This window comes from Streptomyces sp. NPDC050658 (genome assembly GCF_044457025.1).
Classification (GTDB): Bacteria; Actinomycetota; Actinomycetes; order Streptomycetales; family Streptomycetaceae; genus Streptomyces.
On the sequence record NZ_JBITGM010000003.1, the window covers coordinates 100573 to 121334 of the forward strand.

At 70.9% G+C, this 20762-nt stretch carries 20 protein-coding genes and 1 riboswitch; of the genes, 9 read left to right on the plus strand and 11 right to left on the minus strand.

Translation table 11 applies throughout. From position 1 onward, the window contains the following. Complete coding sequence (locus tag ACIBKX_RS11995) at positions 1–2478, minus strand: MMPL family transporter (protein WP_363276569.1); 2478 nt, start codon at positions 2476–2478, stop codon at positions 1–3. Positions 2479–2647: 169 nt separating this feature from the next. Here ACIBKX_RS11995 and ACIBKX_RS12000 point away from each other — a divergent pair, with 169 nt between their 5' ends. Both ACIBKX_RS12000 and ACIBKX_RS12005 read left to right on the plus strand, forming a co-directional pair. Continuing rightward, a complete protein-coding gene (locus tag ACIBKX_RS12000; protein ID WP_363276524.1) occupies positions 2648–3382 on the plus strand; it encodes a response regulator transcription factor in 735 nt (244 codons plus the stop codon). Beyond that, on the plus strand, positions 3379–4821 hold the full coding sequence (locus tag ACIBKX_RS12005) for a HAMP domain-containing sensor histidine kinase (RefSeq protein ID WP_363276523.1): 1443 nt from the start codon (positions 3379–3381) through the stop codon (positions 4819–4821). Before ACIBKX_RS12000 ends, ACIBKX_RS12005 begins: the two co-directional genes overlap by 4 nt. A 139-nt stretch (positions 4822–4960) precedes the next feature. Here ACIBKX_RS12005 and ACIBKX_RS12010 read toward each other — a convergent pair whose 3' ends face one another. From ACIBKX_RS12010 to ACIBKX_RS12020, 3 genes are all read right to left on the minus strand, one after another. Beyond that, the gene (locus ACIBKX_RS12010) at positions 4961–5380 is read right to left on the minus strand and encodes an ATP-binding protein (RefSeq protein ID WP_363276522.1); all 420 of its coding nucleotides are present in this window, start codon (positions 5378–5380) and stop codon (positions 4961–4963) included. A gap of 158 nt (positions 5381–5538) precedes the next feature. Further along, the gene (locus tag ACIBKX_RS12015) at positions 5539–6813 is read right to left on the minus strand and encodes a metallophosphoesterase (protein ID WP_363276521.1); all 1275 of its coding nucleotides are present in this window, start codon (positions 6811–6813) and stop codon (positions 5539–5541) included. 2 nt (positions 6814–6815) lie between these two features. After that, positions 6816–7055: an SCO4848 family membrane protein gene (locus tag ACIBKX_RS12020; RefSeq protein ID WP_363276520.1), complete on the minus strand. Its 240-nt coding sequence runs from the start codon at positions 7053–7055 to the stop codon at positions 6816–6818. Between the two features lie 109 nt (positions 7056–7164). Between ACIBKX_RS12020 and ACIBKX_RS12025 the strand changes: the two genes are divergently transcribed. Next, positions 7165–8427, plus strand: coding sequence for a D-alanyl-D-alanine carboxypeptidase (locus tag ACIBKX_RS12025; RefSeq protein ID WP_363276519.1), 1263 nt, complete (start codon positions 7165–7167; stop codon positions 8425–8427). Here ACIBKX_RS12025 and ACIBKX_RS12030 read toward each other — a convergent pair. From ACIBKX_RS12030 to ACIBKX_RS12045, 4 genes are read right to left on the minus strand one after another with little or no spacing between them, the layout of a single operon-like run. Beyond that, entirely contained in the window at positions 8375–9367 is a 993-nt protein-coding gene (locus tag ACIBKX_RS12030; protein WP_363276518.1) for a YihY/virulence factor BrkB family protein, read from the minus strand. The genes ACIBKX_RS12025 and ACIBKX_RS12030 overlap by 53 nt on opposite strands. After that, complete coding sequence (locus ACIBKX_RS12035) at positions 9355–9807, minus strand: GtrA family protein (protein ID WP_363276517.1); 453 nt, start codon at positions 9805–9807, stop codon at positions 9355–9357. Before ACIBKX_RS12035 ends, ACIBKX_RS12030 begins: the two co-directional genes overlap by 13 nt. Next, entirely contained in the window at positions 9804–10760 is a 957-nt protein-coding gene (locus tag ACIBKX_RS12040) for a decaprenyl-phosphate phosphoribosyltransferase (protein ID WP_363276516.1), read from the minus strand. The genes ACIBKX_RS12035 and ACIBKX_RS12040 overlap by 4 nt, the downstream gene beginning before the upstream one ends. Further along, positions 10753–11262, minus strand: a complete 510-nt coding sequence (locus ACIBKX_RS12045) for a phosphatase PAP2 family protein (protein WP_363276515.1) — start codon at positions 11260–11262, stop codon at positions 10753–10755. The genes ACIBKX_RS12040 and ACIBKX_RS12045 overlap by 8 nt, the downstream gene beginning before the upstream one ends. Positions 11263–11428: 166 nt before the next feature. On the opposite strand from ACIBKX_RS12045, the gene ACIBKX_RS12050 reads away from it, so the two are divergent. Both ACIBKX_RS12050 and ACIBKX_RS12055 read left to right on the plus strand, forming a co-directional pair. After that, positions 11429–12808 carry an FAD-binding oxidoreductase gene (locus ACIBKX_RS12050; RefSeq protein ID WP_363276514.1) on the plus strand — a complete coding sequence of 460 codons (1380 nt, stop codon included), beginning with the start codon at positions 11429–11431 and terminating at the stop codon, positions 12806–12808. A gap of 20 nt (positions 12809–12828) precedes the next feature. After that, entirely contained in the window at positions 12829–13584 is a 756-nt protein-coding gene (locus tag ACIBKX_RS12055; RefSeq protein WP_363276513.1) for a decaprenylphospho-beta-D-erythro-pentofuranosid-2-ulose 2-reductase, read from the plus strand. Positions 13585–13645: 61 nt separating this feature from the next. On the opposite strand, the gene ACIBKX_RS12060 is transcribed toward ACIBKX_RS12055, so the two are convergent. Together ACIBKX_RS12060 and trpS are read right to left on the minus strand one after the other, a co-directional pair. Then, entirely contained in the window at positions 13646–14233 is a 588-nt protein-coding gene (locus tag ACIBKX_RS12060) for a 2'-5' RNA ligase family protein (RefSeq protein ID WP_363276512.1), read from the minus strand. Between the two features lie 73 nt (positions 14234–14306). Further along, positions 14307–15317, minus strand: a complete 1011-nt coding sequence (gene trpS, locus ACIBKX_RS12065) for a tryptophan--tRNA ligase (RefSeq protein WP_363276511.1) — start codon at positions 15315–15317, stop codon at positions 14307–14309. A 293-nt stretch (positions 15318–15610) separates the two neighbouring features. On the opposite strand from trpS, the gene ACIBKX_RS12070 reads away from it, so the two are divergent. From ACIBKX_RS12070 to ACIBKX_RS12080, 3 genes are all read left to right on the plus strand, one after another. After that, positions 15611–16165 (plus strand): sigma-70 family RNA polymerase sigma factor, encoded by a 555-nt coding sequence (locus ACIBKX_RS12070; protein WP_363276568.1) that lies wholly within the window; start codon positions 15611–15613, stop codon positions 16163–16165. Continuing rightward, on the plus strand, positions 16158–17021 hold the full coding sequence (locus ACIBKX_RS12075; protein ID WP_363276510.1) for a hypothetical protein: 864 nt from the start codon (positions 16158–16160) through the stop codon (positions 17019–17021). Before ACIBKX_RS12070 ends, ACIBKX_RS12075 begins: the two co-directional genes overlap by 8 nt. A 72-nt stretch (positions 17022–17093) precedes the next feature. After that, positions 17094–17852, plus strand: a complete 759-nt coding sequence (locus ACIBKX_RS12080) for a hypothetical protein (protein ID WP_363276509.1) — start codon at positions 17094–17096, stop codon at positions 17850–17852. A gap of 154 nt (positions 17853–18006) precedes the next feature. Here ACIBKX_RS12080 and glyA read toward each other — a convergent pair whose 3' ends face one another. Next, positions 18007–19308, minus strand: coding sequence for a serine hydroxymethyltransferase (gene glyA / locus ACIBKX_RS12085; RefSeq protein ID WP_363276508.1), 1302 nt, complete (start codon positions 19306–19308; stop codon positions 18007–18009). 40 nt (positions 19309–19348) lie between these two features. Next, positions 19349–19439, minus strand: a riboswitch (ZMP/ZTP riboswitch). A 111-nt stretch (positions 19440–19550) separates the two neighbouring features. On the opposite strand from glyA, the gene rocD reads away from it, so the two are divergent. Next, on the plus strand, positions 19551–20762 hold the full coding sequence (rocD, locus tag ACIBKX_RS12090) for an ornithine--oxo-acid transaminase (protein ID WP_363276507.1): 1212 nt from the start codon (positions 19551–19553) through the stop codon (positions 20760–20762).

Consider the following 20762-nt stretch of genomic DNA (forward strand, 5'->3'; position numbering starts at 1 on the left):
TCAGTTCACCGCGTCCACCTCACCCCGCTCCAACTCCACGTCGTACACGAGTGGTTCGTCCGCGACCATGATGTGCCGCGCGCGGGACGCGTAACCGGGAGCCGTCACCGCGAGGAGATACGCGCCCGCCGACGGGGCCGCCACGATGTACGAACCGTCGGCCAGTGATGTCACGCGGTCCAGTTGGCGGCTGCCCTTGGAGAGGAGGGTCAGCGTCGCACCCTCCACCGGATCGCCCTCCGTGGTGCGGATGAAACCGTGCACTACGGAGGCGACGCCTGAGCCGTACGACTCCGGTACGCGCGCGTGGGGCACGGGCGCGGGGTCCTCCGCATCCTCGCGGGGCTCCACGGCCAGGTGCGGAAGCCGCTTCTCCAGGCCTGCGGGGAGCCACCAGTTGGCCCGCCCCAGGAGATGCATCGCCGCCGGCACCAGCGCCGTGCGCAGGATGAAGGCGTCCAGGGCCACTGCCGCCGCGAGGCCGATGCCCGCCATCGCGCCCTCCATGTCGCCGCTCAGGACGAACGCGGAGAAGACGCAGATCATGATCAGGGCCGCGCAGTTGATGACCCGGCTCGTCTCGGCGAGGCCGACGCGGACCGCGCGGGCGTTGTCCTTCGTGTGCACCCACTCCTCGTGCATGCGGCTCACCAGGAACACCTGGTAGTCCATCGAAAGACCGAAGAGCAGCGACAGCATGATGACGGGCAGGAAGGCCGTGATCGGCCCCTCCTTGCCGACGCCGAGCAGCTCCGTGCCCCAGCCCCACTGGAAGACCGCCACGAGCACACCGAAGGACGCGGCCGCCGCGATGAGGTTCATCAGCGCGGCCGTCAGCGGCACCACCAGGGAGCGGAACGCGATCAGCAGAAGCAGGAAGCCGAGCGCGATGATCGCTCCTACGAAGTAGGGCAGCCGGTCGCCCGTCACCGCGGCGAAGTCCTTGAAGATGGCGGTCACTCCGCCGACGTGCGCCTCGACGCCCGCCTCCGGGATCACGTCTCCCCGTAGCCGGTCGATGAGCTGGTCCGTCTCCTCGGACTGGGGCGATGTGGTCGGTACGACGTTGATCACCGAGATGCCGTCCGACGGCGGCGCGGCCGCCACCTGGGCGACGCCTTCCGTCGACCGGATGCTCTCCACCAGGTCCTCGGTGTCGCCGTTCTCGGTCACTACTTGGAGCGGCCCGTTGAATCCCGGTCCGAACCCTTCGGCGAGCATGTCGTACGCCTGCCGGGTCGTCGTCGACTCCTGGTGGTTGCCCTGGTCGGTCGCGCCGAGCCGCAGCGAGAGCAGCGGAAGGGCCAGAAGGGCCATCACCACAAAGGCGAGGGCGGCGATCGAGCGCGGTCGCCTCTGTACGTACGACGACCAGCGCGCCGCGAGACCGCTCGCCTCGGCCGGTTCGGGTCCCGTGGCCGCGAGGCGGCGCCGCTGCCTGCGGCTGAGCACCCGGGGGCCGAGCATGCCGAGGAGCGAGGGCAGCAGCGTGACGGCCGCGAGGACGCTCAGGACGACCGTCAGGGAGGCCGCGATGACCACGCCGTCCAGGAACCGCATGTTCATCACCAGCATCCCGGCGAGGGCGATGCACACCGTGCCGCCCGCGAAGAGCACCGCGCGCCCCGAGGTGTTCAGCGCCCGCACCGCCGACTCCTCCGGCTCCATGCCGCGCAGGATGCCGCGCCGGTGCCGGGTGACGATGAAGAGCGCGTAGTCGATGCCCACGCCGAGGCCGATCAGGGAACCGAGCAGCGGGGCGACCTCGGGGATGTCCGTGACATGGCTGAGCAGCATCGTCGACACCATGCCGAGGCCCACTCCGAAGACGGCGATGACGATCGGCAGGACCATCGCGAAGAGCGAGCCGAACGCCAGGAAGAGGACGACGGCGGCGGCCGCGATGCCGACGAGCTCGGCGGTGCCGGTGGGCGGCTCCTGGATGCGGGTGATGGCCTGGCCGCCCAGTTCGACCTGGAGACCCGCCTGTTCGGCGTCCTGGGCGGTGTCCACGACGTCCTGGACCAGGCTCTTGGGGACCGAGTTCGCCTGCTCGGTGAAGGTCACCTGGGCGTAGGCGATGCGCCCGTCCTCACTGATCTGGGCGGCACCCGCCTCCTTGGAGGCGTAGGGGCTGGTGACCTCGCCGACGCCCTTCATGCCGGCGATCTCCTTGAGGGCGGGCTCGATCCGGGAACGTACGCCGTCGTCTTCTACTGAAGTGCCGTCCTCTCCTGGAGTGCCGCCCTCTCCTGAAGTGCCCTCCCCGACCCGCCAGACCACGGTGTCGGTGTCTCCGGAGCGCTCCGGAAACGCCTTCGTCATCAGGTCGTACGCGCGCTTGGAGTCGGTGTCGGGCAGGGAGAACACATTCGAGTAGTCGGTGCCCGCGGAGGTCCCCGCCGCCCCCAGGCCGAACAGGGCCCCCACCCAGAGCACAAGGACCACCAGACGGTGCCGATAGCACCACCGCGCCAATGCCGTCACGATCCGCTCCTCCTCCGCGTCGCCGGGTCCCCCGGGCCTTGTCCCGTCGGAGCTCAGCATCGGCGGCACGGCGCCGCTGCGGCGCGGCGCGGCCATGATTCTCAAGTAACTCCAAGGCTCCGACCGGGACTTCGTACAAGGGCGCGCCGATACTGGGGGCATGAGCCACGCCGAAGGGCAGCAGGGAACTGATGTCGGGGTACCGGGCGGCGCGGGTCCGGCGGCGACCGTCCTCGTCGTCGAGGACGAGCCGAGCATCGCCGACGTACTCGCGATCGCCCTGCGCTACCACCGCTTCGACACGATGGTGGCGGGCACCGTGCGCGAGGCCCTCGCGCTCGCCGAGCGCACCCGGCCGGACGTGGCGCTCCTGGACGTGATGCTGCCGGACGGCGACGGCCGGGCACTCGGGCGGGAACTGCGGGCGCGGCTCCCGGAGTTGGCGCTGGTGTTCCTCACCGCGCGGGACGCGCCTTCGGAGGTCGTGGGGGCGCTCGGCTTCGGGGACGACTACATCACCAAGCCGTTCAACATCGACGAGGTCATCGCCCGCATCGGGGCCGTCCTGCGCCGCACCAGGTCCGGCGACGTACTCCCCCAGCGCCCACCGCTGCGCTACGGAGACCTTGAGTTGGACGATTCGACCTACGTGGTGCGCCGCGCGGACCGCACGGCGCAGCTCACCCCGACCGAGTACGCCCTGCTGCGTTTCCTGGTGCGCAACGCGGGCCGCATCGTGCCGAAGGAGCAGCTCCTGCGCCATGTCTGGCAGTTCGAGCACTCGGCCGAGTCGACGGTCGTCGAGACCTACATCAGCTACCTGCGGCGCAAGCTGGACACCCTCGGACCGCCGGTGATCACGACGCGGCGCGGCGTCGGGTACGGGCTGGCATGAGGCGTGGGTACCGCGGCATGCGCTCGCTGCGCGCCAAGCTCACCTGGGTGAACGTGGCGCTGCTCGCGCTCGGCATCGTCACCGCCACGGCCGTGAGCATCATGGGCATGCGGCACTTCCTGCTCGACAACATCGACGCGGAGCTGAGGTCCTCGCGCGACTCGCTGCACCGCATGGGCCTCACCATGAAGCAGATCGAGTACTTCAGCACGCTCGGCGTCGCGCTGGACAGCCTCTCCCCCGACGGCACCGCCTCGGGTGCGCTGCCCCGCGCGGACACGCTGATCGTGGCGCTCGGCGCCTCCGGGAAGCCGATTTCCATCGGGACACTCGAACCGACCGGGCGGCAGCGGGCGCTGGCCTCCGCGGTGGACGATCCGGACGCCCTGGTCACCTCGTCGCAGCCGAGCGACGTCAGGCTGGCCGGCGACCCGTACCGCGCGGTGGGCGCGCGCCTCACGGACGGCACGACCATCCTGATGGCCACCTCTACGGAGAGCCTGCATTCGGGCATCAAGAAGGCGCTGAAGCTGGACGCCGCCTTCGGAGTGGCCATCTTGGGGCTGCTCGCCGTACTGACGATGATCTCCGCGCACCACCGGCTACGCCCGCTGGAGGACATGGTCGAGACGGCGTCCGCGATCGCCGAGGGCGATCTGACCAGGCGCGTACCGTCGAGCCGCGCCCCCGTGCAGGAGACCGAGCAGCTGCGCCTCGCCCTCAACTCGATGCTCCATCAGGTCGAGTCGGCCTTCGAGACCCGCGAACGCAGCGCGGCCCAGCTGCGCCGCTTCGTCGCCGACGCCTCGCACGAGCTGCGTACGCCGCTGTCGGCGATCCGCGGCTATCTCCAGCTGTACGACAAGGGGATGCTCCGCGACACGGCGGAACGCACGCGCGCGTGGGACCGCGTCAACGCGGAGGCCGACCGGATGGGCCGCCTCGTCGACGAACTGCTGACCCTGGCCCGCCTCGACCAGCAGCCCGAACTGCGCCTCAGGAACGTCGACATGAGCCGTCTGGTGCGGGACGCCGCCGACGATCTGCGGATGCAGGAACCGGAGCGTCCGCTCACGGTCTCCGCCGAGGGTGCGGTGCTGATCCGCGCGGACGAGTCGGGGCTGCGCAAGGTGCTCGGCAATCTGCTGGGCAACGTCCGCGTCCACACCCCGGTCGACGCGCCGGTCACGCTGGGCCTGGAGCGGACGGACGGCGTGGTGCGGCTGTGCGTCGCGGACCGGGGGCCGGGCCTCGCGGCGGAGGACGCGGCGCGGGTCTTCGACCGCTTCTTCCGCGCGGGCGGCGGCGCGGGCAGCGGCCTCGGGATGGCGATCGTGCAGGGGGTCGTGGCGGCGCACGGCGGCGCGGTGACGGTGGAGACGGCTCCGGGAGAAGGGCTGAGGGTGACGGTTACGTTGCCTGCGGGGACGGGGAGTTGAGGCGGTCGCCGCCCGGAGCGGCCCGCCCCCTCCCTTCAAGCCCCTCCCCCCTTCAAGCCCCTCCCCCCTTCAAGCCCCTCCCTCCTTCAAGCCTCTCCGCTCCCATCAAGCCCATCCGCCCTTCAGGCCCATCCGCTCTTCAAGCCCACCCCGCCTTCCCCGCGCCCCGCACGAGCGCCCACACGGTCTTGCCATGTCTTCCTCGCTGCCAGACGCCCCAGGCGTCGGCCAGGGCGTCCAGGAGGCGCAGGCCGCGTCCGTTCTCCTCGTCCCAGGCGCCCTTTCCCCGCAGCTCCGGGCTCATCGGGCTCTCGTCGGACACTTCTATGAAGCAGTCGCCGTCGGCGAGCACGGTGACGGCGACCTCGAACTCCCGCTCCAGGACGAGCCCGTGGCAGACCGCGTTCGTCGCGAGTTCCGACACCAGGAGTACGACGTCGTGCCGCGCCCCACTCCCCTCCAGGTGCCCCCAGGCCGTCAGATGGTCGCGAACGCGAACGCGGGCGAGCGCGACGGAGGCCGGATGCGGTGGCAGCCGGAATGCATGACGTCGTAACAAAGCTGGTCCCCCCTCAGTCTCCGGCGCGCAAGAGCGCCGGGAAACCGCACACACTTCCGACACCAGATGCTGCGCAGCGAAAGCGTCCGGTGTCACACCGTCACCGTGGGGCCCGGCCGTATCCGGCCAGGTCCGAACCAAATCGAACCGATGGACGATTACGCCTGGCGGGAGGCCAGTTCGACGACCGTGATGTCGGACGGCGCCCCGACCCGAACGGGCGGCCCCCACGCACCGGCGCCCCGCGTCACATACAGCTGGGTGTCGCCGTACCGTTCCAGGCCCGCGAGCGTCGGATTGGCCAGGTCGGCGATGAAATTGCCTGGCCAGAGCTGTCCGCCGTGGGTGTGCCCGGAGAGCTGGAGGTCGACGCCGTGCCGCACGGCGTCGTGGATGACGACCGGCTGATGGGCCAGGAGCACGGATGCCCGCGAGCGGTCACGGTCGCCGAGCGCCTTGGCGAAGTCGGGACCGTGTCCCTCCCGCTCGCCCGCCACGTCGTCCACGCCCGCGAGGTCGAAGGCGGGCAGCTCGGTGCGCGCGTTCTCCAGGGGGCGCAGACCGAGTTCGCGTACGTGATCGATCCACTGCTGGGCGCCGGAGAAGTACTCGTGGTTGCCGGTGACGAAGTAGCTCCCGTACCGGGCCCGCAGCTGGGCGAGCGGCGCGGCGGCGGGGCCGAGGTCGTCGACGTCGCCGTCGACGAGATCACCGACGACGGCGATGAGGTCGGGCTGTGTGCCGTTGATCGTGTCGACGACGCGCTGCGTGAAGCCGCGCCCGAGGATCGGGCCCAGGTGTACGTCGCTCACCACGGCGATCCGGAAGCCGTGTGCCGAGCGCGGCAGCTTGGCCAGCGGCACGGTGACGCGCTTCACGTTCGGGCCGTTCAGCACCCCGTACGTGCCGTAGCCGACCGTTCCGAGGGCGGCGGCCGCGGCGGTCCCGCCGATGATCCGGGAGACGAAGAGGCGGCGCGAGGGGGCGGCCGGATTCCGGGGGGCTTCGGCGGGGGCCGCGATCTCCGCCTCGGGCGGGTCCTCCGTAAGGGTGGCGCTTTTCGTGGCTTCTCCGGAGAGGGGCGCCACGGAAACGGCCTCCTCCGTAGGCGTCGATTTCGTCCGCCGCCTCAGAAGGAAGGGACGGACCAGTTCCCCGGCGAGAAGTGCGAGCACCAGGTAGATCGACAGGGCCATCCACATGAAGCCCGGCCAGGCGAGCACCTGCTGCAGCCAGAACGGCGCCCCGACCCGCTCGCTTGCGACCGCCCCGAACATCAGCAACGGCCCCGCGACGAAGACCACCGCGCCCGCCCGCCGCGCGAATCCCGGCCGCGCCGTCGTGTCCCGCACCAGGCGCCGCCACGCGTACCACTGCAGCCCGCCGAAGGCCGCGAGTACGGCCAGGCCTGCGAGCACGAAGAGAACGATCACGGCTATGAAGTACGGCGCAGAGCCCGCACTCCACGCAACCCGATGACCCCTACCACCGTCCCCAAGACAAAGGAGGCGACGGCGAGCGCCAGGTGCACCCAGAAGTACGCGGTCGGGTCGCCGTCGTCGAAGGCGAGCCCGCTGCCGTCCTTCCACAGGTTCTTGACGAAAGTGATCCAGATGAACCAGCTCCACACGCCGAAGGCGAGCAGGAACCAGGAGACCGGGCGGCTGAGCTTCATACGTTCAGTATCGCGAGCCTCCCTCCCGCGCCGCCTCCGGGGTGGGGAGCGCGACACACAGGTCACCTCGGCGGCGACTTCCACAGCGGCGCCCTGTACGTTCTCGTCCGTGCCTGCCGTAAAAAAGACCGCCTTGTTGGTCACTTCCGCCGCATTGTTGACCTTTTCGACCGCAGCGCCCGCACTGGCGGACGGTAAGCCGGGGGGCGACAAGAAGCCGAAACCGCCGTCCTCCATGTCGACGGTCGGCGGCGCCAAGCTCGGCAAGGCCGGCACCCAGGTGAGCCTGAAGGCAGGCGCGCCCGTGCTCCCCAAGGACCTCTCGGCGCGCTCCTGGATCGTCTCGGACGCCGAGTCCGGCGACGTGCTCGCGGCGCACAACGCGCACTGGAAGCTGCCCCCGGCGAGCACCCTGAAGATGCTCTTCGCGGACACGGTCCTGCCGAAGTTCCCCAAGACGCAGAAGCACAAGGTGGAGCTCTCCGACCTGGCGGGCATCGGCGCGGGCAGCAGCATGGTGGGCGTCAAGGAGGACGAGACGTACACGGTCCACGACCTGTGGCTCGGCGTCTTCCTGCGGTCGGGCAACGACGCGGTGCACGTCCTGTCCGCGATGAACGGCGGCGTCGCGCAGACCGTCAAGGACATGCAGGCGCACGCCGAGGAGCTGCAGGCGCTGGACACCACCGTCGTCAGCCCGGACGGCTACGACGAGAAGAACCAGGTGTCCTCCGCGTACGACCTGACACTCTTCGCGCGCTCCGGGCTGCAGAAGAAGGACTTCCGCGAGTACTGTTCGACGGCCACCGCCAAGTTCCCCGGCGAGACCAAGAAGGTCAAGAAGGGCAAGGACAAGGGCAAGAAGAAGCGCGAGTCCTTCGAGATCCAGAACACCAACCGACTCCTTACGGGAGACATCGGCCTCGACCCGTACAAGGGCATCGCGGGCGTCAAGAACGGCAGCACCACGAACGCGGGCACCACCTTCACGGGTGTCGCCGAGCGCGACGGCAAGGTGCTGCTCGTCACCGTCATGAACCCCGACTCCGGTGAGCAGCACGCCGTCTACAAGGAGACCGCACGCCTCCTGGACTGGGGCTTCAAGGCTTCGGGCAAGGTCGACCCGGTGGGCGAGCTGGTCGCTCCGAAGGGTGCGGGCACGGGCAGCGGGAAGGGCGCTCCGGGCGCGGGCAAGGGCGATTCGGGCTCGGCCGAGAAGGTGGCGCACGCCTCCGACAAGGACTCGGGCGGCGGCATGGGTGTCGCGGCGGCGATCGCGGGCGGCGTGCTGGTGCTGCTGGCCGCCGGGTGGTTCGTGATCAGCCGCCGGCTGCCGCTGCCGGACCTGGTGCGCCGGAAGGGCCGTCACTGACGTCTCCGGAGGAAGCCTTTTCGGAGGAGGCCTCTTCGGAGGGGCCCTTTTCGTCCTTCTCCGGCCCGTCCTCGGGCTTCTCCTCTGTACGTTCCTGCTGTTCTGTCGCTGTCCAGGCGGCGCAGAACAGCAGGAGTTTCGCGGTGAAGTTGATCCACAGGAGCAGGGCGACGGGCACTCCGAAGGCGCCGTACATGCTCCGCGCGGCGACGCCCTTCATGTAGCCGCCGAGCAGCAGCTTGAGCAGCTCGAACCCGGCCGCGCCCATCAGCCCGGCGGTGATCAGCAGTCGGCGCGGCGGCTGGACGCCGGGCAGCAGGGTCAGGACGTACAGCAGAAGCAGGAAGTCCGCGAGGACGGCGACGGCGAACGCGGCGCCCTGGAGCAGCACGCCGCCCCAGCCGTCCCTGGAGACGCCGATGAGGTCGGCGCTCCAGCCGACGGCGGTCGACGCGAGGGTCGAGGCGATTACGGAGGCAAGCCCCGCGCCGCCGAGCCCCAGGAGCACGCCCGCGTCCTTGATCTTGCGCATGACGGGGTTCTCGTCGCCGTCCTCCAGCTCCCAGACGGCGCGCAGGCACTCCCTTATGGAGCCGACCCAGCCGATGCCCGTGAAGAGCAGCAGGGCGCCCGCGACGAGGCCGATGGTGCCCGCGTTGTCGACCAGGGCGTTGAGGTCCAACTGGTCGGAGATGCCGGGGACCTGCTCGGCGATCTTGTCCTCGAGCTTCTGCTGCCGGCTCTTGGACAGCGTGGCGGCGGCGATCGCGGCGGCGACGGTGATCAGCGGGAAGAGCGCGAGGAAGCTGATGAACGTCATCGCGGCGGCGAGCCGGGTCCAGTGCACCCGGTCGAGGCGCTCGTACGCGCTCCACGCGCGCGTGCGCATCGCCCGTGCCACGAGCGGCCCGACCACCGGGAGCTTTTTCAGCCAGTCCATGTTGCCTCCCTGCCCGTATTGCGGAAGACCAAGGTCCGAGTACCCCAGAAACGCAGAACAGTGGCGAGCGCCATACCGACGCCGGCTCCGGAGACGGTGTCCGCGCGCTGCGAGGTGAGGCCGAGCCCGTAGTGGGACACGGCGATGCACAGGAGCTGCACGAGGGCGCCCGCGATGTTGACCGCGAAGAAGATCCCGTACTGGCGCAGTCGTGACGCTCGGGCCGGTGCACGCCGGTAGGTTCCCAGTGCGTTGCCCGCGTAGGCGACGGTGCAACCGGCCACGAAGGAGAGCGCCTTGGCGGTCAGCGGGTCGAGGCCCACGGGGCCGCGCAACCAGACGAAGAGGCCGAGGTCGACGGCGTACGCGCAGATCCCCGCGGCGGCGAAGCCGAGCAGTTCGGGTCCCAGGGCCCGCAGCCGCTCCCTGAGGGCGCTCACCAGTCGGCGACCGCGAGTCCGTACATCGCCAGCCACACCAGGCCGATGACGGCGAGCGCACGGTCGCGCAGGACGACGTCCTCGGGCTCGCCCGCGGTGCCCCGGTCGGCGAACACGGCGTACCGCAGGACCGCGAGGACGAAGGCGGCCATCGACAGCTGCCGCCAGGGCAGCAGGCCGCCGTTGGCGGTACCGCCGCTCTCCATGGCCCACAGGCAGTACGCGAGGACGGCGACTCCGGCGGCCAGCTGCCACACGAACCGGAGGTACCCGGTGGTGTATTCGGTCAGCAACGCGCGCGTGGCGCCCGGTTCCCCGGAGGTCGCGGACATCTGGACGGCTTCGGAGTAGCGCTTGGCGGAGACCATGAAGAGCGCCCCGAAGCCGGTCGTGATGAGGAACCAGCGGGAGAGCGGGATGCCGAGGGCGAGTCCGCCGATCATGGCGCGCATCAGGAAGCCCGTGGTGACGACGGCGAGATCGACGACGAGTACGTGCTTGAGGCTGACGCAGTAGGCGAGTTGCATGACTACGTAGGCGGCGAGCAGGCCCGCGGTCAGCGGGGTGCACAGCGCGAAGGCGACGGCCGGGGCCAGGACCGCGAGCAGTCCGCCGACCACGTAGGCGACGGAAACCGGGACCTGTCCCGCGGCAACGGGTCTGCGGCATTTGGTGGGGTGGGCGCGGTCCGCTTCGGCGTCTCGGGCGTCGTTGATGAGGTAGACGGCGGACGCCGCTGCCGTGAAGAGCGCGAAGACGAGGGCGAGTTGGGTGAGCGAGTGGCGCGAGAAGAGCTCGCCGGCGGCTGCGGGGGCCGCGACGACCAGGACGTTCTTCACCCACTGGCGGGGGCGCGCGGTCTTCAGGAGGCCGAGCGGCAGGGCGAGCGGCCGGGGGCCCGGCGGCTGGGGCGGCCTGGGGCGTTCGAGCAGGGCGGCGGCGCGTTCAGCCATCGGTGCGGCCCCCGTTCACCCAGGAGGCGCCTACGCGCGCGGTGAGGGCGCCCAGGGCGGCTCCTGCGGCCACGTCGCTCGGGTAGTGGACGCCGACGACCATCCGGGAGACGCACATCGCGGCGGCGACCGGCGCGGCGATGCGGGCGCCCGTGGGGCTCAGCGCTCCGTACGCGACGGTCGCGGCGGCGGCCGAAGTGGCGTGCGAGCTGGGGAAGGAGTGCCGCCCCGCGGTTCTTACCAGGGGCTCGACGCCGGGCCGTGGCCGTCGCACGAGCCGCTTGACGCCCATGCTGGTCAGGTGCGCGGCCGCCGTGAGCGCCGTGCCGCGCAGCCAGGCGCCGCGCCGCTCGCGGTCGAGCGCGGCGCCCGCGAGGCCCGCGACGAGCCAGAGCGCGCCATGCTCGCCGGTCCAGGACAGGGTGCGGGCGGCGGCGGCCACGCGCGCGTCGGCGCCGCAGTCGCGCAGGGCCGACAGCAGCCGGTGGTCCATGTCGTGCATGTGGCCTCTTCTCCCGGGGACTTCAAGGACTTGGCCTCACGACTCTTCTAGGCAACATCTCAATATTTACGTCAATATCGGACGACACTCCATCAATCACCCATTTCGGTGAGAGTTCAGACGATTCAGGACAAACTATTCGTGCACGGGCGATACGGTCGATCTCATGCCTGCCGACTCCTCATCTCCCTCCGTGACGACGTCCGAGGCTGTGTCAGTGTCCGGCTGGGGGCGCACCGCCCCGACCACCGCCCGCCTGATCCGCCCCCGCTCGCCCGAGGAGGCCGTGGCGGCCCTCCGTGCGTGTGGCGAGCGCGGCGGCATCGCCAGAGGCCTGGGACGGGCCTACGGGGACGCGGCACAGAACGCGGGCGGCGCGGTCCTCGACATGACCGGCATGGACCGCGTGCACGCCATCGACGCCGACGCGGGCACCGTCCTGTGCGACGCGGGTGTCTCGCTGCACCACCTGATGGAAGTCCTGCTGCCGCTCGGCTGGTTCGTGCCGGTGACTCCGGGGACGCGCTATGTGACGGTCGGCGGCGCGATCGGCGCCGACATCCACGGCAAGAACCACCACGGCTCCGGATCCTTCTCGCGCCATGTGAACGCCGTCGAGCTGCTCACCGCCGACGGCACCGTGCAGGCGGTCGAGCGCGGCACCGAGCTGTTCGACGCGACGGCCGGCGGGATGGGCCTGACGGGCGTGATCCTCGCGGCGACCATCCAACTGCAGCCGGTGGAGACCTCCTTGATGACGGTGGACACCGAACGTGCCGCCGACCTGGATGACTTGATGGCCCGGCTCACCGCCACCGACCACCGCTACCGCTACTCGGTCGCCTGGATCGACCTCCTCGCGCGCGGCAGGGCGATGGGGCGCTCGGTCCTCACCCGCGGCGACCACGCTCCCCTGGACGCCCTTCCGGCACGCGCCCGTAGGGCCCCGCTCGCCTTCCGGCCCGGGCAGCTTCCGCCCGCCCCGCGCTTCCTGCCCGAAGGACTCCTCGGCCGGAGGTCGGTGGGCCTGTTCAACGAGCTCTGGTACCGCAAGGCGCCCCTCTCCCGCATGGGCGAACTCCAGAAGATCTCGACGTTCTTCCACCCCCTGGACGGCGTCCCGCACTGGAACCGCGTCTACGGACGCAGCGGTTTCGTGCAGTACCAATTCGTCGTCGGATACGGCCAGGAGGAGGCCCTGCGGCGCATCGTGCGGCGTATCTCGGAGCACCGATGCCCGTCCTTCCTCGCCGTGCTCAAGCGCTTCGGAGAGGGCGATCCGGGCTGGCTCTCCTTCCCGATGCCGGGCTGGACCCTCGCCCTGGACATCCCCGCGAACCTGCCCGGCCTCGGCGCCTTCCTCGACGGCCTCGACGAGGAAGTGGCCGCCTCCGAAGGCCGCGTCTACCTGGCCAAGGACTCCCGCCTGCGGCCGGAGATGCTCGCCGCCATGTATCCGCGGCTCGACGACTTCCGCGCGCTGCGGGCGCGGCTCGACCCGCGTGGGCTGTTCCGCTCGGACCTCTCGCGCCGCCTCGCCCTCTAGCCCCTCTAGGAGTTGGTCCCATGAAGGACGCTTTCGGCACCCCCCAGTCGCTGCTCGTGCTCGGCGGCACCTCCGAGATCGGCCTCGCCACGGCACGCCGCCTGGTCGCCCGCCGCACCCGCACGGTGTGGCTCGCGGGACGGCTGTCGCCGGGCCTGGAGAAGGCCGCGGCAGGCCTGCGCGACATGGGTGCGGACGTGCGCACCGTCGCCTTCGACGCGCTCGACTCCGAGTCCCACGAGCACACTCTCGGCAAGATCTTCGCCGAGGGCGACATCGACATGGTCCTGCTCGCGTTCGGCATCCTCGGCGACCAGGCACGCGACGAGGACGAGCCGCTGTCCGCGGTGCGCGTCGCGCAGACCAACTACACCGGGGCGGTCTCCGCGGGCCTGGTGTGCGCGCGTGCCCTGCAGTCCCAGGGGCACGGCTCCCTGGTGGTCCTCTCGTCCGTCGCGGGCGAGCGGGCCCGGCGCTCCAACTTCATCTACGGGTCGAGCAAGGCGGGTCTCGACGCCTTCGCCCAGGGCCTGGGCGACGCGCTGCACGGCACGGGCGTACACGTGATGGTCGTACGCCCCGGCTTCGTACGCTCGAAGATGACGGCCGGCCTGGAGGAGGCCCCGATGGCGACCACTCCGGAGGCAGTCGCCGAGGCCATCGAGACGGGGCTGCGCAGGCGCTCGGAGACGGTGTGGGTTCCCGGCGCGCTGCGGGTGGTCATGTCGGCGCTGCGGCATGTTCCGCGGACGGTGTTCCGGCGACTACCGGTGTGAGGTCACGCCCGGTGTGAGGTCGCTCCCGGTGTGACGCGGTTTCGCGTGTGAGCCCTGCGTCTCAGTGGGTCGGCAGCGCGCCGTGCGCGGCGGGGGCCGCCGCCTGCGGGGGCACGATCGGGCCGCCGCCTCCGAAGACGAACTCGCGCAGCTTGCGCCACACCCCGTCGGCACCCTGTTCGTAGAGCGCGAATCCGGTGCAGGGCCACTCGGCCTCGTACTCGGCGAGCTCCGCGTACGCCCTGTCCATGGCCTCTTCGGAGATGCCGTGCGCCACCGTGACATGCGGGTGGTACGGGAACTGCAGCTCGCGCGCCATCGGCCCGGATGCGTCCCTGACCCGCTCCTGGAGCCAGCCGCACGCCGAGCCGCCCGCCACCACCTGGACGAAGACGACCGGCGACAGCGGACGGAACGTACCCGTACCGGACAGGCGCATCGGGAAGGGGCGCCCGGCGGCCGCGACGGCCCCCAGGTGCGCCTCCACGGCGGGCAGCGCCGAAGCCTCCACCTCGGTCGGCGGAAGCAGCGTGACGTGCGTGGGAATGCCGTGCGCCGCGGGGTCCCCGAAGCCCGCGCGCCGCTCCTGGAGCAGGCTGCCGTGTGGCTCCGGGACCGCGATCGAAACACCGATCGTTACGGTCCCCACGTCGTACTCCTGTCGGTCGGGTGGCGGGCAGAGGGCGCTGCTGTACCTGGCTCGGTACAGGGGCGGGTGTGGCTCAGTGCTTGGCGGGCAGGAAGCCCACCTTGTCGTACGCCTGGGCGAGGGTCTCGGCGGCCACGGCGCGCGCCTTCTCCGCGCCCTTGGCCAGGATCGAGTCCAGTGTCTCCGGGTCGTCCAGGTACGCCTGGGTGCGGTCCCGGAAGGGGGTCACGAACTCGACCATGACCTCGGCGAGGTCCGTCTTCAGCGCACCGTAGCCCTTGCCGGCGTACTTCTGCTCCAGTTCCGGAATACCGGTGCCCGTGAGCGTCGAGTAGATGGTGAGAAGGTTGCTGACCCCGGGCTTGTTCTCGGTGTCGTATCGCACAACCGTGTCAGTGTCGGTGACCGCGCTCTTGACCTTCTTGGCGGTGGCCTTGGGCTCGTCGAGGAGGTTGATCAGGCCCTTGGGGGTGGACGCCGACTTGCTCATCTTGATCGACGGGTCCTGAAGGTCGTAGATCTTCGCCGTCTCCTTGAGGATGTACGCCGCCGGGACGGTGAACGTCTCGCCGAACCGGCCGTTGAAACGCTCGGCCAGGTCGCGGGTGAGTTCGATGTGCTGGCGCTGGTCCTCGCCGACCGGGACCTGGTTGGCCTGGTACAGCAGGATGTCCGCGACCTGGAGGACCGGGTACGTGAAGAGGCCCACGGAGGCGCGGTCGGCGCCCTGCTTGGCGGACTTGTCCTTGAACTGCGTCATGCGCGAGGCCTCGCCGAAGCCGGTGAGGCAGTTCATGATCCAGGCGAGCTGGGCGTGCTCGGGGACATGGCTCTGGACGAAGAGGGTGCAGCGCTCCGGGTCGAGACCGGCGGCGAGGAGCTGGGCGGCGGCGAGACGGGTGTTGGCCCGCAGCTCGGCCGGGTCCTGCGGGACCGTGATCGCGTGCAGGTCCACCACCATGTAGAAGGCGTCGTGGGACTCCTGCAGCGCCACCCACTGGCGGACCGCGCCGAGGTAGTTGCCGAGGTGGAACGAGCCCGCGGTGGGCTGGATTCCGGAGAGCACACGGGGACGAGGCGGCATGGCGAAGCCATTCCCTTGAGGGTGGTGGTGGGTGACGGGCGGGCGATCAGAGGCCATGGGCCACATTCTCTCAGGTGACTCTCATAGCTCGGAAACAGGCGTGTGACGGGTGTGACCCGATCGGCTTGATTCGAGGCCCGATCCGGTGTGCGTGATCGATCGAATTCGGTCGTGCGTGATCGCTCGATCCGGTCGTGCGGATTCGGGAACCGATCATGTTCGGCCGGTGTATCAAGAGTGTGAGGGCACAGGGGGAGGTCCTGGAGGGGGGCCGCGTCGTCGACGAGGGTGCGGTGATCGCACGTGTGCGCGCCGGGGAGGCGGAGGCGTACGCGGAGTTGGTCCGCGCCTTCACCGGCCTCGCGCTCAGGGCGGCCGTGGCACTCGGGGCGGGAGCGGACGCGGAAGACGTGGTGCAGCAGGCCTTCTTCAAGGCGTACTGCTCCTTGGGGCGGTTCAGGGAGGACGCGGCGTTCAAGCCGTGGCTGCTGTCGATCGTCGCCAATGAGACGAGGAACACAGTGCGTTCGGCGGTCCGGCAGCGCTCGCTCGCCGGCCGGGAAGCCGCACTGGCGGAGGCGGAGCCGCTGATACCGGAATCGGCGGACCCGGCGGTCGCGGCGGTGGAGGTGGAGCGCAGGGCGGCGCTGCTGGCCGCGCTGGAGCAGCTGAGCGAGGAGCACCGTCTGGTCGTCACCTACCGCTATCTCCTGGAGATGGACGAGGCGGAGACGGCCGAGGCCCTCGGCTGGCCGCGGGGCACGGTCAAGTCCCGGCTGAACCGCGCGCTGCGGAAGCTGGAGCGGCTGCTGCCGCAGGGACCGGAAGGAGGTGACGGGCATGAGTGAGCGGGACGAGCACGGCGAGCGTGACGCGCCGCGGAAGCAGGGCGGGCGGGACGAGTCGCGGGCCCGGAGGCTTCCCGAGGAGCTGCGGGCGCTCGGCCGGTCCCTCGACACGCCGCCGGTCGGCGGGGCGACGATGGCCGAGCGGGTGATCGCCCAGGTCATCGCGGAGTCGGTGCCCGTGCCGGTGGCCGAGCCGCCGGGGCCCTTGGCCCGGCTAAGGCGGTGGCTGCGGATACGCGGGCGGGTCCTGGTGGCGGCGCTGTGCGGCCTGCTGACGGCGGCGGTGCTGACACCGCCGGTGCGGGCGGCGGTCTTCGAGTGGTTCGACTTCGGCGGGGTCGAGGTGCGGTACGACCCGTCGGCGTCTCCCCCGGTGAGCGGCGGTGTGCCGGGGTGTGGCGGTGCGATGACGTTGACCGAGGCCGAGCGGCGGGCGGGGTTCGCGCCCGCGGTGCCAGCGGCGCTGGGCGCGCCGGACGCGGTGGCGGTGACGCGTGAGCCGGGCGCGCGCGTCCTGGTCAGCCTGTGCTGGCGGGACGGCGGCCGGACGATACGGCTCGACGAGTTCGGCGCGAGCCTCGACCCCGGCTTCGGCAAGACGGTGCGGGAGCGGCCGGACTGGGTTCAGGTGGGCCGGGAGACGGGGCTGTGGTTCCCGCGTCCCCATCGGCTCCAGTTCTGGATGATCGACGGCGAGGGCGACCGGTGGGAGCGGTCGGAGCGGACGGCGGGGCCGACGCTGCTGTGGACGCGCGGGGCGGATCTGACGCTGCGGCTCGAAGGTGTGGCGTCGAAGGAGCGGGCGCTGGAGATCGGAGATTCGGTCCCGATTGATGGGCCCGGATCGGGAACCTGAACGGCTCGGGCGGTGTACCAGAAGTGACGCGGTGCGGACGGGTCGTGCCGGCGAGCGGCTGGGGGATCGGACATGCGGACGGCAAAGGGAGTGTGCGGGTCGGCGGCGGGCCTTGCGGCGGCGCTGGCTCTGGTGGCGCTGGGGGCTCCGCAGGCGGTGGCGGGCGGGCCGACGAGCGTCCTGCTGGTCTCGCCGGAGAGCGGGCAGAGCGCGGCGCTCTATGTCACCTCCAAGGAGTACAGCCAGCTGCAGCGTTCACTGGGCACCCCGGACAAAGGTCAGCGCGAGCAGCCGCCGGGGCTGACGGTGGGCGACGGCAGCATGCAGATCAATGTGACGTGGATGGTCCATGACGTGCAGCCGTGGCGGGTGGACCGGGCCTATCCGGTGGGGTTCGACTCCAAGGGCGACAAGGATTCCAAGGGGGACAAGGGCGCCGAGGAGGTGTGGGTGCACACGTCGACGGACGTCGATTCCATGACGGGCCTATGGCACAAGGCCAAGGACCCGGAAGCTCTGAGGGCGCTGTTCAAGAAGGTCGGGGTGCTGGGTCCGCCGTCGGACAAGGGGATCCATCCGATACCTCCGGGCGCGGTGTCGGCCCCACCGGCGTCGCCCACCGCGGGCGCCGGGTCGGAGCAGGCGGCGGCCTCGGGCGGCGGCGCGGCGGACGGCGGGACGGACTGGTGGTGGGCGATACCGGGCGCCGCGGCGGGGGCTGCGGGGGCGCTGCTGCTGCGGGGGCCGATAGCCGAGCGCCGGACGCTGCTCGCGTCGCTGCGGGGGCGGCCCCGTGAGGAGGGGCCGCGTCAGGAGCTGCGGGACGTGTGACGGGGTCCGGCCCCCTCCCCCGGCCGGTGCGGGGGCCGGGAGAGGGAGACGGGGCGGAATGCCTGGCCCCGGAGAGCGGCGGCTGGTCAGCGGATGGTCAGTGGGGTGGCTGCCGGTCGACGGGTCCGCGGCCGGATACTCCGGTGGCCACCGATCAGTGGGTCGGGAGGCCCGGTGCGGGGTGGGCCGCCATCAGGTCGGCCACCTCGGCGCGGATCTTCGTCAGGGCGTCCTCGTCACCGGTGCGGGCCGCGGCGACGCCTCGGTCAATCCAGTCGGCGACGGTCGGCATGTGCTGGGTGCCGAGGCCGCGGGAGGTGAGCGAAGGGGTGCCGATGCGGACGCCGGAGGGGTCGAACGGCTTCCTCGGGTCGTAGGGGACGGTGTTGTAGTTGACGACGATCCCGGCCCGGTCGAGGGCCTTGGCGGCGACCTTGCCCGGGACGTCCTTGGGGGTGAGGTCCATCAGGATCAGGTGGTTGTCGGTGCCGCCGGAGACCAGGTCGAAGCCGCGGGCGAGCAGGGCTTCGGCGAGGGCCTTGGCGTTGGCGACGACCGCGTGGGCGTAGTCGCGGAAGGCAGGCCCGGACGCCTCGTGGAGGGCGACGGCGATCGCCGCGGTGGTCTGGTTGTGCGGGCCGCCCTGAAGGCCGGGGAAGACGGCCTTGTCGATGGCCTTGGCGTGTTCCTCGCGGGACATCAGCATCGCGCCGCGCGGGCCGCGCAGGGTCTTGTGGGTGGTCGTGGAGATCACGTCGGCGTGCGGCACCGGTGAGGGGTGGGCGCCGCCCGCGATGAGTCCGGCGATGTGCGCGATGTCGGCGACGAGGACGGAGCCGGCCTCGCGGGCGATCTCCGAGAAGGCGGCGAAGTCGATGGTGCGGGGGAGGGCGGTGCCACCGCAGAAGATCAGCTTGGGGCGTTCCTTGAGGGCGAGGTCGCGCACTTCGTCGAAGTCGATGAGGCCGGTGTCGTGGCGTACGCCGTACTGCACGCCGCGGAACCACTTGCCGGTGGCGGACACGCCCCAGCCATGGGTGAGGTGGCCGCCCATGGGGAGGGCCATGCCCATCACGGTGTCGCCGGGCTCGGCGAAGGCGAGGTAGACGGCGAGGTTGGCCGGGGAGCCGGAGTAGGGCTGGACGTTGGCGTGCTCGACGCCGAAGACGGACTTCGCGCGGGCGACGGCGAGTCGTTCGACAGGGTCGATGTTCTGCTGGCCCTCGTAGTAGCGGCGGCCCGGATAGCCCTCGCTGTACTTGTTCTGCAGGACGGTGCCGGAGGCCTCGAGGACGGCGGTGGAGACGTAGTTCTCACTGGGGATCAGGCGCAGCGTGTCGGCCTGGAGCTGTTCCTCGGCGCCGACGAGGGCGGCCAGTTCGGGGTCCTGCGCGGCGAGCGCGGGGTGGCTGAGGGTGTTGGGCGAAGAGGAAGAAGAAGGAGAGGGGTGAGTCATGGCGTCCTCCGGGGCGAGCGGTAAGGGTCCGGTCGTGGTCCCGGGGTGCCCAGGCGAACGGCACCTCGAAGGTTCTGCCTCGCACGGCTTCCTCGGGGTCGGTTCCCCGCGCGCCAGTCGCCGTGCTGTCAGAGGCAGCCTAGCTGGCGCGCCGGGACGCCAGGTTTCTTCGTCCACGATCCGAGCGACGATAGAAATTGGGCGCCACACCCGCCCCATGCCGCAGGACGAACGGAGACCCCGTGTCGACTACCTCGACGACCGAAGAGTTCATCACCTCGGCCGAATCGCACAGTGCGCACAACTATCACCCGCTGCCCGTCGTGGTCGCTTCGGCGGAGGGTGCGTGGATGACGGACATCGAGGGGCGCCGCTATCTCGACATGCTCGCCGGGTACTCGGCCCTCAACTTCGGGCACGGCAACCGCCGGCTCATCGATGCCGCCAAGGCGCAGCTGGAGCGGGTGACGCTCACCTCGCGGGCCTTCCACCACGACCGGTTCGCCGAGTTCTGTACGCGGCTCGCGGAGCTGTGCGGCAAGGAGATGGTGCTGCCGATGAACACGGGCGCGGAGGCGGTGGAGACCGCCGTGAAGACCGCCCGGAAGTGGGGGTACCAGGTCAAGGGGGTGCCGGACGGGCGGGCGAAGATCGTCGTCGCCCGCGACAACTTCCACGGGCGGACCACGACCATCGTCAGCTTCTCCACGGACCCGGAGGCGCGGGCGGACTTCGGCCCCTACACGCCCGGTTTCGAGATCGTGCCGTACGGCGATCTGACCGCGATGCGGGCCGCCGTCACGGAGAACACCGTGGCGGTGCTGCTCGAGCCGATCCAGGGCGAGGCGGGGGTGCTGGTGCCGCCGGCCGGATATCTGGCGGGGGTCCGGGAGTTGACCCGCGAGCGGAACGTGCTGTTCATGGCGGACGAGATCCAGTCGGGGCTCGGCAGGACGGGCAGGACGTTCGCGTGCGAGCACGAGGGCGTGGTGCCGGACGTGTACATCCTGGGCAAGGCGCTCGGCGGGGGTGTCGTGCCGGTGTCGGCGGTGGTGGCGGACGCGGATGTGCTGGGGGTGTTCAAGCCGGGTGAGCACGGCTCGACGTTCGGCGGGAATCCGCTGGCCTGCGCGGTGGCGCTGGAGGTCGTCGCCATGCTCCGCACGGGTGAGTTCCAGCAGCGGGCCACCGAGTTGGGCGAGCATCTGCACGCGGAGCTGGGGCTGCTGACCGGCACGGGGGCGGTGACGCAGGTGCGGGGGCGCGGGTTGTGGGCGGGGGTCGACATCGACCCTTCGCACGGTACGGGGCGGGAGATCTCGGAGAAGTTGATGGACCGGGGGGTGCTGGTGAAGGACACCCACGGCTCGACGATCCGGATCGCTCCCCCGCTGGTGATCAGCAAGGAGGACCTGGACTGGGGGCTTGATCAGCTTCGGGCGGTGTTGAGCTAG